The 12807-nt window shown below is 35.6% G+C and carries 15 protein-coding genes; all 15 read right to left on the bottom strand.

What is annotated here, in order from left to right; all coding sequences use genetic code 11:
- Window positions 1-24: 24 nt before the first annotated feature.
- On the bottom strand, window positions 25-2361 hold the full coding sequence (locus NST57_RS02935) for a CD3337/EF1877 family mobilome membrane protein (RefSeq protein ID WP_341298003.1): 2337 nt from the start codon (window positions 2359-2361) through the stop codon (window positions 25-27).
- Window positions 2362-3479: 1118 nt separating this feature from the next.
- Window positions 3480-5978 carry an ATP-binding protein gene (locus NST57_RS02930; RefSeq protein WP_445818777.1) on the bottom strand — a complete coding sequence of 833 codons (2499 nt, stop codon included), beginning with the start codon at window positions 5976-5978 and terminating at the stop codon, window positions 3480-3482.
- On the bottom strand, window positions 5884-6387 hold the full coding sequence (locus NST57_RS02925; protein ID WP_341298002.1) for a conjugal transfer protein: 504 nt from the start codon (window positions 6385-6387) through the stop codon (window positions 5884-5886). Before NST57_RS02925 ends, NST57_RS02930 begins: the two co-directional genes overlap by 95 nt.
- An 11-nt stretch (window positions 6388-6398) precedes the next feature.
- A complete protein-coding gene (locus tag NST57_RS02920; RefSeq protein ID WP_041092938.1) occupies window positions 6399-6653 on the bottom strand; it encodes a hypothetical protein in 255 nt (84 codons plus the stop codon).
- A 12-nt stretch (window positions 6654-6665) separates the two neighbouring features.
- Complete coding sequence (locus tag NST57_RS02915) at window positions 6666-7637, bottom strand: conjugal transfer protein (RefSeq protein ID WP_341298001.1); 972 nt, start codon at window positions 7635-7637, stop codon at window positions 6666-6668.
- A gap of 89 nt (window positions 7638-7726) precedes the next feature.
- Window positions 7727-8155 (bottom strand): NUDIX domain-containing protein, encoded by a 429-nt coding sequence (locus tag NST57_RS02910; RefSeq protein ID WP_341298000.1) that lies wholly within the window; start codon window positions 8153-8155, stop codon window positions 7727-7729.
- A gap of 168 nt (window positions 8156-8323) precedes the next feature.
- Window positions 8324-8482: a hypothetical protein gene (locus tag NST57_RS02905; RefSeq protein WP_268496423.1), complete on the bottom strand. Its 159-nt coding sequence runs from the start codon at window positions 8480-8482 to the stop codon at window positions 8324-8326.
- Window positions 8483-8503: 21 nt separating this feature from the next.
- Window positions 8504-8650: a hypothetical protein gene (locus NST57_RS02900; RefSeq protein ID WP_283924300.1), complete on the bottom strand. Its 147-nt coding sequence runs from the start codon at window positions 8648-8650 to the stop codon at window positions 8504-8506.
- Between the two features lie 13 nt (window positions 8651-8663).
- Window positions 8664-9023 carry a hypothetical protein gene (locus NST57_RS02895; RefSeq protein WP_283924299.1) on the bottom strand — a complete coding sequence of 120 codons (360 nt, stop codon included), beginning with the start codon at window positions 9021-9023 and terminating at the stop codon, window positions 8664-8666.
- 6 nt (window positions 9024-9029) lie between these two features.
- Window positions 9030-9791 carry a hypothetical protein gene (locus tag NST57_RS02890; RefSeq protein ID WP_268496428.1) on the bottom strand — a complete coding sequence of 254 codons (762 nt, stop codon included), beginning with the start codon at window positions 9789-9791 and terminating at the stop codon, window positions 9030-9032.
- A gap of 4 nt (window positions 9792-9795) precedes the next feature.
- Window positions 9796-10608: a hypothetical protein gene (locus NST57_RS02885; RefSeq protein WP_268496429.1), complete on the bottom strand. Its 813-nt coding sequence runs from the start codon at window positions 10606-10608 to the stop codon at window positions 9796-9798.
- Window positions 10595-11824, bottom strand: coding sequence for a CpaF/VirB11 family protein (locus NST57_RS02880; RefSeq protein ID WP_283924297.1), 1230 nt, complete (start codon window positions 11822-11824; stop codon window positions 10595-10597). The genes NST57_RS02885 and NST57_RS02880 overlap by 14 nt, the downstream gene beginning before the upstream one ends.
- The gene (locus NST57_RS02875; RefSeq protein WP_341297999.1) at window positions 11821-12213 is read right to left on the bottom strand and encodes a hypothetical protein; all 393 of its coding nucleotides are present in this window, start codon (window positions 12211-12213) and stop codon (window positions 11821-11823) included. Before NST57_RS02875 ends, NST57_RS02880 begins: the two co-directional genes overlap by 4 nt.
- Before the next feature lie 29 nt (window positions 12214-12242).
- On the bottom strand, window positions 12243-12524 hold the full coding sequence (locus NST57_RS02870) for a hypothetical protein (protein WP_341297998.1): 282 nt from the start codon (window positions 12522-12524) through the stop codon (window positions 12243-12245).
- Window positions 12525-12541: 17 nt separating this feature from the next.
- A complete protein-coding gene (locus NST57_RS02865) occupies window positions 12542-12805 on the bottom strand; it encodes a hypothetical protein (protein ID WP_341297997.1) in 264 nt (87 codons plus the stop codon).
- Window positions 12806-12807 lie beyond the last annotated feature (2 nt).

Genomic DNA, 12807 nt, shown 5'->3' with positions numbered 1-12807 from the left:
TAAAAAAAGCCGTCAATAGCTTTTTCATGATCTGTCACCTCGACCATTTTTGCTTTGACGACTCTCTATCTGATCTAATTCAATTTTTACATGTTTGGGCTGTTGAATAACCCTTTTAGTTTTTGGTTGTGTATCTGACGTCTTAACTGTTTCATTTTCAGTTTTTGGAACATCTGATTGTATTTGTTCATTTCTTGCTACGTTAGCATTAGGAACAGGATTCACAGGCTTTTGATTACTGATACTTTCCTCTGTTAACGTTTTTTCAGAAACACCTTGATCACTTCTTTCAACATCAACCTCATGAACTGATGTTGAAGCCTTCGGACTATTGGTCTTTTCTTCTTCGGTAATATGCTCTTTAATTTGATCACTTCTTTCAGCATCCACCATTGGTATTTTGGTTGATGCGCTAGAATTATTGTTCCCTTCTTCTGTTAGTTGATCTTTTGCTGCTTGTTCGCTTCTTTCTACATCCATTTTTGGCGTGGGATTTGAAGCGTTAGACACATTGTTGCTTTCCTCCGCTAGTTGATCTTTTGTCGCTTGTTTGCTTCTTTCTACATCCACTTTCGACATTGGATTTGAAGTGTTTGACATATTTTTGCTTTCTTCCGCTAGTTGATCTTTTGTCGCTTGTTCGCTTCGCTCTATATCCACTTTAGGTAGTTGATTAGAAGCCCTTGCACCTGTTTCCGTTTGATCTGTTCTTTCCTCCTTTCCACCATCCACAACGTACAATGGCGGCTTATAATCATCTACTTTCGAATCTACATCTACATTTGATTCATTAAGCTGCCGTCCTCTTTCAATTTCTTTTTTCTCAGACGCATCTTTTTTAATAGGATTATTTTGGGACGTTCTATCAAATTTAGAATTCCCAACCGTTGATTGATGCGGCGCACTTCGTTTGTCTCCTAAAGAAAGTTCTTCAGCAGCTTTTTTAGCATCTCTTTTCTTTTTCCATTCACCAATACCACTACTAACTTTTTTCGCTCCTTCCCAAGAAGGTTGAACGACTGCCTTTCTAGTATTCTCTAATAAATTTGCGTCCACATTTTGCACTTTACCAGCCGTAACAAAATTGATTATCTTGTCACGTTTTAAAAATGCAATGATCAAAATAACCGACATTGCTACTACATTGAGAAAATACATCCCTAAATTCGTTGGTGGGATAGTTTTATGCGTAATGACGCATATTGCATAAACAAACACAAGCACAAGAGTCAGCAAGGCTTTCAAGACAAACAATGCGAACATCCTTCCCAAAGAGACGAAACCACTATATGCAAATTGTGGAACGTAAGACAGGATAAAGGCAAAAGGAAGAAAGAAAGCAATCGCAAGCACGATAATTTGAATTAAGAAATTAAGAAACGCAATTAAAAAGAATGGCATACCAAGAGATATAGCAGCTAGCAAACCTATAAATGAATATCCCAACTGAACGTAAATACTTCCCTCTGCAATGCTTTGATTCTTATATTCCTTTACTTCTTTTTTGTTTATAAAGTCTTTTTTCGCTCGCTGCCCCTCACTGGTCAATTTAAAAGAAAGCAGCGTATCTATTCGATCAAGACCACCTTCACCATCACCCTTCTTCAAAATTGTTTTTTCATTTGGTGTACCATAATTGGTCACCAAGTATGGGCTTTTCATCGCTGAATCAAAGTAAAAATTCCTAAGAACAGCAGTTGTCCCTTCAATTTCCTGACCTTTTTTGACATTATCCATTTTTAAAGTGGAATCACTTTTATCTGAAAACGCACCGACCAATTTATTTCCAACCGTAATGAGCTTTCCTTGTCCCTCAATTGATAGAGCATTCAAAGATTCAATCCAGTAACCAGCTTTGTTCACCCATAGTGCAGAAACAACCATGACAACAAAAAATAAAGCAAAACGTCTCATACCTTCTTTAAAACTGCCCTTAATAAAAAATAGATAGACTACGAAGCCTATCATAAATACAAAAAGTATTTCTCCAAAACTCTTTTTTAGGACATTGTACATCTGTTTGGAAACGTTTGTAATAGCACTACTAAAGTTATCAATTGGCTCCGCACTCATAAACAAATCCATTGCCTTGTCAACAACAAGAACTATGATTTGTGTCACAGCTAACATAGTGTTAGACAAAGATACAATTGCACCTTTAATCATTCCATCTTCGGCTTGGTTGTGGGCTTGATAATGTTCAAGTGGAAATCGACTAATTTCCAGCTCCACCCCTCCAACCTTTTCGACCTTTGGTTTTACCGTTTTGTCTCCTTCTTTGTCATCTGCAAAGACTACAGTTAAAGAAGAAACCAACATCACTAGAGCTAGGAAAGTTATTAATAAATTTTTCTTCTTCATTTCAACCTCCTATTTTCCCAATAAAAAAAGTCGCTCATATATGAACGACTAAATTTTCAAAGCTATTAATTTCTTTTTGTGGTTATTTATCTCTTTTTCACTTAATCAAATTTGCATTTTATTAAACAGATTTGCGATTAAATCTAGAAAAACCTATCTACTCATACTGTAGGCATGTTTTTTGGGTTTCAACTAAAGCAGAAACAAGGTACAATAAGAAAAGGAATACAAGCTACTGGCATAGCTGTATTCCCACACCTCACTATAAGGAGGTGAACTTTATTGCAAATCGCTCTTTTCATTTTAGGAATGATACGCTTATCCTTTAGCATATACAAATTCTTTCATAATAAGAGAAAAAAATATTCTAAAAATAAGCGAAGACCTAAAAATCAAAAAAGAAGAAAAAAGCAATCGCAATAAAAACCTATGGACCCGTTTAGGGTCTTATTTAATTTCCTCCGCCCCTCTGCTAGCGCATTAGAAGACCTCATCGGAAACAAAAATCCACAAAATCTGTGTTATTTGTTGTTTTAAAATTAATGCCTCGCCTGAACTTGCCTGAATTTGCCTTCCAGATAATCATAAAAGCAAAATGAAGTATTATCATTTTGCAATTATTTGTTGCGGTTTGAATCATTGCAATTCTTTTGTTTAAGATGATTTCAAAAAATATCCATTTATAAATTCTGTGTGTTATTTGTTATTTTAAAAATTAATCCCTTGCCTTGCGTGATCTCAACTGTTTAACATTCCACCTCATTATAAAGGCGAAAAATATATTGAAGTGTTATCATTTTGCAATTATTTGTTGCGGTTTGTTTAGTTTTATTAATCATTGCAATTCTTTTGTTTAAGGAAGTTTTAAAAAAATATCCATTTCTGAATATCGTTTATCGTATATCAATTATAACACCACATCATTAAAATAGAAATAATACATATCTTATTTGTATTTTCCTAAACGAGTCTTTTCTGCATATGCCTCTTCACTTTTATTAATGGTCTCGAAAGCATCCAGCATTCAACCACCCATCAAACAACATCCAACCAAATTTGGGCGCCCATAATGATTTAAGGAATGAATTGGCCTTATTAATACATATCTTATTTGTTGTTTATAAGTACATCTCTTCAGCATACGCCACTTCGCTTTTATTGATGGTCTCAAAAGCACCCATCCACTCATCAAACAAACATTCAATACTGATTTTAGCAGTACGCCCGTAAATGTCCTTAAATAAACATTGACCTTGAAACATAGATTCAAGCATTTTTTTATTTTCCTCGCTTGGTTCAAGGTTCATCCAACGGAGTACTTCTTCTCTTTCATTAGGTTCATCAAAGGCGAATGCTACACCAAAGTTTCCTGTGTCATCCTCATGCAGTGCGTCTTTAGTTGATTGAGAAATAAAGAATTCAGCATTATTATAAGAACGCCCAATACGTCTCATTTGACGTTCCACTTTTCTGCCCTGTGGTGATGCTGTAAATATCCATGCTTCATCAATAAACTCCGCTGTTTTTTCTTCTGCATTCATGCCAAATAGTTCGCAAAATTTTCCCAACGCAAACATAACCGCACTTGATTTCAATTGCGATTTGGTGAAGTTTTCTATACGTTCTCCAAAGTCTGGTAAGTCCATGTTCTCAACTTCTAAAATCGTGATGCGCTCTTTTAAAGATAGGGAAGGATTAGAGCCATCATGAACAAGCAATTTCATGATAGAGTCCTGTACAACCTCGTATAAATAATCTCCTGCCTTTTTCACTGCTTCCTCTTCATGCCGCTGCAATTCATAAATGACATGCAGCGATCCTACTTGCTCTCCTTGCTCTTTCATTTCAAGTACTTTTGTAATTGCTCTTAGAAAAGCAGTGCTCACATTATCTTTGCCTTTAAAATCATAGACCTGCTCAAATATAACTTCTAACAAGTCTTTAGCTTTAGTTGGCGGCATGAAGGAAACTGGGTCTAATGCGCCCCAGTTCTCTTCCTGTTCATGATCAAGCGTGATGAAATGATACTTTTCCAAATGATCAATATACAAAGGAAAGTTTTTACGTGTTTGTGGGTTATTGATAACTTTCTTAATCCACTTTCGCATTTCTTTTTTCGGATCAATGTAAAGTGATTTTATATCCATGAAGGATATATATGTGTACAGCACCTTCGCCAAGAAAGACTTCCCATTGCCAGTATTTCCTGTTATTAGACAATGGGGCGATCTGGTTTTAGAGCCTTTTATTTGCTGATTCGCAAGAAAAGGATGATACAAAACAAAGTCTCGACTTGATCGAATAGCGCTTTCTAAATCTGTATGCTTATCAAAGCGATCTCCCCAACCGAGAAAAAAACCGATCTTAGAACCAACAAAAGAATCAACGCCTAGCATACATTCTGCTAAGCCATTTTGGGTTGTCTTCTGAACCCAATTTTTGTCCATCAAATCTAACTTTTCAGCAGGCAACATTTTATAAAAAAGCGACAGTTGATCAGCAATAGGAATCCTGCATTTAATTCCTGCCCCTTTTAGATGTCTCACGACCAACCGAGCCTTTTCAGCGCATTCTTTTTTCGTGCGTCCGTCAACAATCACAACCGCAAGCCAGTTGATCAAAGACACTTCCTCTTTTTTGATTTTATTTTGAAGGTCTTTGACGAGAAAAGCACTCGTCATGGTTGACTGATCACTTTCATCACCAACGCTATACTTTTCGTTTTGTTCTTCCCTCAATTGCTGGTGCTTAATATTTAATGCAGTCTTCGTCATAGACTTACTTTCTACTTTTGCTTTTATCTCGACCTCTACAGGGAACGGTAAAGACTGTACTTCATAAAAAAGGTTACTGTTTGCCATGTTGTCTAAAAATTCGTCAACAACAATCATTGAAATATACCCCTCATCTTGATCACTAACGAGTTTTAAAGAGCCTGGATTTGTTGGGTCTATAACAGTGTTTGTAATTGAATGAATATCTCCATTTTGGCTTTCTTCCTCAACATCGTGATAAAGTCCTCTTATAAAGTGATAACGATTGATATATCTAAGCTCGGTCTCTTTCAATCTCTCTCCAAACACAGATGTAACCGTACTAGCCAAATCATCCTCAATCTCTTTATATTGTTCAAAAAATTGGGAAGAAACATCTTGTTCCCACCCCAGCATATTCACCACTGTATCGGTCGCCGTATTAAACATTGAAAGAACGTTGTCTTTAATATCAGCATCCAAGCTAAGCAATGACTTATTAAGTTTGATTCCAATAATGAAATCGGGTTTTGTCAATCTACCTAAACGCTGCTTCATTACATTGACTGTTTCTTGCATGTAATAAGAAGCAACTTCCACAGAGTCCTCATGAATATCTTTTTTCAGAACGTTTAAACGGCCTTCCAAATCAAATCTACTAGGATACATCATCAAGTGGAAATCTTCATAATCCGTTATCTCCTCATAAAAAGAAGTCCATCTGTCTTTATATTCTTCTATCTCATGTTCATTTCGAGATGGAATGGAACTACTCTTTATTCGATAATACGCCCAAACGTCTCCCGTTCTCGTCAAGATCATGTTGTTTAACAGGGTTTTCATTGGTGTTTTCAGACTCACCATTCTTTCGCACCACCTTTACTAAAGACTTGAATTTTATTTCTTGATCATTTGAAAAACCCATAACTTTATCATTACAATATCTCTTCTTAGGCAACTTAATCATGATCAAGTATTTCAGCATCCCCCAAAAATATAAATAGATATTTTTCCCTTCTGGTTTAATCTTGGTTATTAGAATTGTTAAACCTAGTGGAATACCAAAGATCACAATCACGAAAGTATTTTCAAAGGCATGAGGAAAACTTCTTCTCACGCCAATGAAAAACCCGAAACTAATTGCGACAAAAATAAAATAGTTGATCATCGGGATCAACTCTATCGCAAACGGCAAACTATAATTTTCAGTTATCCTTTGTATTTTTTTAGGCTCACGCATCGCTTTTCTATAGTTGAATACAAATCTCGACACACTCTCACCTCTTATAACTTTTTAAGCAGCGCACCAACCCATCCAGTAACTGTAGACCAGTTTTGTACCACCCATACACCCGCACTTGTAGTGATTAATACACCAACCATTTTCCCAACACTTAGTTTCATGAGGTGTTTTGAAATCAAGAGCATAGCAACAATGAATATAAATTGTGTAACAACCTGTTTACCCCAACTTTGGACACCGCCCAATGTTGGTAAATCTGTTTTAGCTCCCAAAACAAGAAAATCTAAAAATTCCATGTATCCCACTCCTTATTGATGTTTTAGTTTGTTTACGTAATACTGACCGGTATTTTTTGTAACGAACAAAGTAAAACGTTCTTTTACCGGTATGCTTGTTTCTTTTTCTTTGAAAATGACCACAGAAGATATTTCAAAACCATCACCGCTTTTGTAAATACGGACATTTTCGACATCACCAAATACCAGATGACCATTTAAAGTCTCTGGTGTTTTCATGACATATGACATATCGTCTTTTGATTCTTCGGCATACTTCCGAAAGAACGTATTCACAAATTCTTTTATGGCTGCTGTTTGATCTCCGTCATATTCTTCACGATCTTCTTTGTTAATTTCAATACTGCCTTTGAGATCATATATTTCCGAAATATAGGGAGTGCCGCTAACTGCAAATTGAGCTCCCTTGTTTTTTACTGGAATGTTCAGCAATGCTTGTTTTTTAATTTCATGTTCCTTCTTTTTCACCTTTACAATGTTTGAATACTCGATTTCGTATTGAAATAGAGTTTCTTCTTTCTCCTGTTTCACATTGTAAAGAGTGTAATCATTTAAAATTCGATCACCTTGCGCACCAGATATAGCAAATAATGTTTCTTGTTCTAATTCATCGCTTTCTTTAGCAAGGTAAGTCATTAATTTTTTATGACGGTTTTCAATAGCCTCATTTTCATTCTTTACGTTGATATATTCAGTGACGAAGCCTGACAAAAAACGTTCCCCTGCCACAATAGAAACTTCTTCTTTTTTCTTACTGTTTCGCTCTTGATTTCGTTCAATATCGTTTACTACAGATCTTGTATTGAGCGACAGCAACACAGACAAGAAAGCAAAAAAGATGAGCGTTGCAATCATTGACCATATACCTACGGCAATAATCTTTGTTCGATCTCTGGGAATTGATTTTGGCTTTTTCTCTGGCTTTTTAACACCTTTCAGCTTCTTCTTAAAAGCTGATAATAATGAGTTGTTTCGAATGGCCATGTTTCTTCCCCTCCTTTTAATAAAAATTTTCTAATTAAATAAATATAAATAATAAAAGGAACTTCTAGTTGTAGAAGTTCCCTTGTGTATTACTTATTTAATGCTTCCTTAACAGCCCAGAAATGATGTTCATGCTGAAAATAGTTTTTGGCTTCGTTTACATTAATCCATTCTAGACTATAATCAAGCTCAGTTGCTTCATGTATTTTATTGGATAAGCTAACCGAATAAAAATGCGCATCACTGAGCAAAGGTTCATCTGCTCTGGATTTGAAATACCTATTGGCATTACCAATGTAGCTTTCAACTAAAACTTTGTAACCTGTTTCTTCTAGCATTTCTCTTTCGAGACAGCGTAAATGATTTTCATTACTTTCAATGCCACCACCGGGTAAAAATATATGACCATGTCCATTTCGAACAGCCATCACTTTATCCCTTCCAGAATTAAAAATAACTGCATATACTCCTTTTCTAATTTTATAGTCAAGTCCACAGATTTTCTCTCCAAATATCATCATTTAAATCACCTTATTTGAATTTGTCTATTATTTGAATAGACGATTGCTTTTTTGAACCATAATATCACTATTTAATTTACCATAATTCAACTGTTAAGAATAAATCAATTTTATATAAAGCCATGACAGAAGCAAGCCCCGAAAGACTTGCTCATGCATCTTTTATTATTTTTTTGCGAGTCCTTTAATGCTCGTTTGAATAAAGTCCATAAGCCATGGAACAAAATCAGTCAATCCTAAAATAAACGCTGCTCCTACTACTCCTGCAATTACTGCTGCTAATGTTCCCCATGAAAAACGATCCACATTCTCTGGTACTGCCATAATTATCATTCTCCTTTGTTTTTAGTGCATGTCTCCTGTGACATGCTCGATAAAGTTTTCAATATCATGCATTACATTTGGGTAATCATCTTTCAAATCCATTATTGTTAAACCCAAAACTATGAATAAAATCGCCATAATTCCTAATCTAAATATGTTCTGTTCCAATCTACCTCCCTCCTTATCTAATCAAAGACAATGCCCCTCCTCTTGCCGAAATCTCTTGTTCATGTCCACCAATTAAAAATTGATAAGTAGTTTTAATACTGTAAGTAATTTCAGTTCCATAAGGATGCTTTTGATTCATAGAACTGCTTTCAATTTGAAAACTGCCCCCATACGAATCTTCATTCTTTTTCGAGATTGCTTGAAGCGCATCTTTTGTCAATCCTCCTTTTCTTTCAATCTGGTAATTTGCATACTGCTTAAAGTCATTTATTTGATTTAACCTAATGCAATAGCCCGCGGCATCCACAACAAGAACAAGACAAAAACAAAATATAAAAATCTTAAACAATGTCATTACTGATCCTTCAATCATGTTTTATCACCCACCTCCATTAATGAACTGGATGGATTTCACACCATCTATTAATAGAGTGATAAAAAAGCAAAACATCACTATCATGACTGGCATTGCAATCTTTGTGGGAAAAGTACCAAATTTACGCAATTTATATTCAATAATGTCATCAACCGTCATGAATAATTGTTCGTTCGTCATCTTTCCTAATTCATAGATAATACTGTCATCATTTGAATTTTGCTGATACTCATACAAAGTGAGCATGAACAATCTAGCACTATCACTGCCACTTGTATCATTCGCAAAGTCTATGAAAGGTTGCACATCATTAGGGTTTTCATGCATTGATATTAATAGCTTTCTCAACGATTTTTTCAAAAGACCCTCATCAACCCTTGAGGACAGACGTTCAAATGCTTGATAGACAGTAGACATGTTTTCCAGCAAATAAATATAGACTTCCCTAGAGAACTTGAAAAAGACAAGCTCTCTTTGAAATTTTTCAGCCTCATACCAGCCCTTGATTTTCCTGTAGTCCATATGGTAAATGAAACAAGCTAAAGCCAGTGCTATGAGTGTTACAACTGGTTTAAAAGCGATCACTGGTAATGCAGCCAAAAAAATTGAAGCTGCTTTAAAAAATCTCTTTTTCTGAAATCTTTCAAAACTTAATTCTGGATTCAAATAAAGCAACATTTCACGCAAGTTACTTTCCCCGATTTTTTCCCAAAAAGAAAAGACCGTCTTTTGTTTGACCGTCTGTTTCGCCTTCTCATTTTTCATGTTTTTAGATTCTCACCTCCGTTACAGCATCATCAAAATACCTTTGATTAAACTGATGATAGACATAGAAAATGATAGATAAGTAAACTGTATTAGCTATCATCCCAACTAGGGCATGTGCGTAAATATCAACGTATTTCTTTAGGGTAAATGAAAGCATAATGCCTACAATAAACCCTATTGAGTAGAGAATCATTGTTCTAAAGTCTTTCTTATGTTGCTGCTTATCTTCAATAAATCTTTGCTGTTTCAACAAAACTTTATTGTGATAATCTTTTGTATCTTTGAGAGTCAAAATGGATGTGCGCCCCTCAACAAACATGATTCCTAACTGCTCTATATATTGATCGAATTGAACGTCATTTTTATATGCACGCCTCAAACTTTTAAAAGCCTCTACGACCTCTTTTTCATCCGAATCAACCAATGTTATTTCAAGATCAATGAGCTTTCGTTTCAACTCACCTTCTGCGTATTTGGTACATGTAGAAAAGGCTTCTACCAATGGCATGTCGTCGTTCGTCAATAACTGGGTCATGTTATTTAAAAAATTGTTTCTTTCTTGAAACGCTTCCTTCTCATAATCATTTTTGACTTTCCTTCGTAATTGATAAAACCAACCATACGAACCACCAATCAAACCACAGATAAGAGCCATCCACCAATAATGAAAAAGTAAATAAGCGAACCCTGCAAAACATATGAATGGAGTCAAAATGAATTTTGCATATTCCCTTTTTTGTAACGGCTGACCAAATGCTTTAGACATAGCGCGTATTTCTTCTAAGCTATAAAGCTTCTTTTTACGAAATTTCATGTACCTCCCACCCATCTTTAATTTTGCTTTGAAGCTGAATATCCACACGTTTTTCCATCATTCGATTTACGAAAATGCTACTCACCTTACCTGGCACATATTCAAATCCTTTATTGGTCAGATCACAACGAAAAACCGTCAAGACTTCACCATTCGGCAAAAACTCCACGATCTCTTTCAAATACCTTTTCATACGTCCTTCTCCATCTTCAATTTTTTCAATATGAATCCCAAAATTAAGATAACGGAAAATATCCTCTTTCATAGATGTTTCGTCAATGTCGTAACCCATTTTCATCATATTAATAAGTCTTGATGGTATGGCCCGAGCATTAACAGCGTGCAATGTCGTAATCAATCTGTGACCCGTTAAAATCCCTTGCATCATTTCATATGCTTCTCGACCTCGTGTCTCTGAAACAACCTGCCAAGCAGGGTTATTTCTTAAACCTGCTTTCACCAACATTTCAATGTTTATCGAAGGATTAGTAATCCATGATTTAATGTCCTTGTCAGGAAAAAGGATTTTCGCATGGCTCTCTGGAGTATCTTCGATCATGACAATATGATCTTTGTACTCAACAAACGATAACAGAAGTTTTTGCAGCTCGGTTTTACCTGTTCCAGTTTCACCAGCGATTGTGACATTAGATTTAGAAGCCACTATCGCTTTCAATAAATCTAAAATATAATCTGGAGCAAAAGATTTAAAGTTCTCTTGATGTAATGCTAATTTTGGTCTGACAACCCGAAGCGCCATTGTTGTGCCATATTGGGCAATATCCTTATGAACTGCATTCAGACGCAAATTAGAAAACGCAGCATCCAAGATAGGATTTTTTCGGGTGAATTCTTTGCGACAGGCATTAGCGAATTTTTGAATGATCTTGATAATGTATGATTCTTCGATTTCTCCATAACGGAATTTCCCTTGATTCGTAATGACGTCAAGATGTGTACCGTTATACGAAATGTCTGTTACGCCCTCATACTCATCAATGATCTTTTCAATGACCCCTAAGCCAACGACTTCCGCCATGACAAATTTTAATTCTTCATTACTCAAATGAGGAAAGTCTTTCTTGACCACCTCATTCACTTTTCCCCTTGCTTCAAGATCGACAAAGGCTTTTAATAATTCCGAAGGATGATTTAGTTTTAAATGTTTTCGTACATCCTCCAGCAACTGCTTTTGTTCCTCAATTTCGGTAATCATTTACGATCTCCCTTCGGTTTATCGACAACTAATGTTGTTCGATATTCTTTGTTTTTTTGATCCGTTAATATAATTTTTACAGCTTTCATTTTTCCATCAGTACCTTTGAGGTACTTATATTTGAAAGATGTTTTTCCAAGTTTCACGTTGTTTTTATCATTAAAAGAACTTTCGAAATTCAATTCGAAAGCCCTCTGTGACAATTCAACTTTTCCTTCTTCTATTCTAATGCTGTTATCTACGTTTCTAAGGCTCGCTATACGTGCCGATTCATTCATTGTAGCGATTATGCTATGTTGCCTATAATCAGCAACATAATAGTAAGTAGTCGCACCCACAATAAAAAGGATAACCGCCACCATGAGAAGAATTAATGGTACACCTTTCAACTCCCCTCCCTCCCTTCAACGAACTTTTTTCACCAATCAACTTCCGAGACATTGACACGTTCAAAAGACATTTCACATACCCCATCGTCATTCATATGAGCATTGAAAGAAACAGTCACAAGGCTTAATTTGTAATTACCTTCATTGTCCTTATCACCTAAAGTGATGTTACCTGTAAGGTCAATGCCTCCAATTTCTCCACCTTTTATACGTTCGACAAGTTGAATATATAAATCTTCTGCTAATGAAGAACAGCCGATTTCAGACATTTGTTTTTGATAAGTACCGTAATTGATAAAACTATGCTGCATAATCTTTAACCTCCTTTCTAGCTCCCTCGCTCTCTTTTTTCTAAGGTCAAATGATCAAATGACCATGATCGCCAAAGCTCATCCCCTTTTCCTTCATTACGCACAAAAGTCACCGCTAGTCTATGGCGAACTCCTTCAATTTTGACAAATTCAACAACGATGGCTTTTTCATCTACTGGAAAATAATCGAGTTCCATCATTATGTTGTGATAGACCCCTAAACATCCGACTCTTTCTAACTCATTCACCAAGTCATTTTGATTTTTCAAATCATAGCTCAATT

This window comes from Bacillus sp. FSL M8-0077 (genome assembly GCF_038050255.1).
Classification (GTDB): Bacteria; Bacillota; Bacilli; order Bacillales; family Bacillaceae; genus Bacillus; species Bacillus altitudinis.
This window is presented reverse-complemented; position numbering and strand designations above follow the sequence as displayed.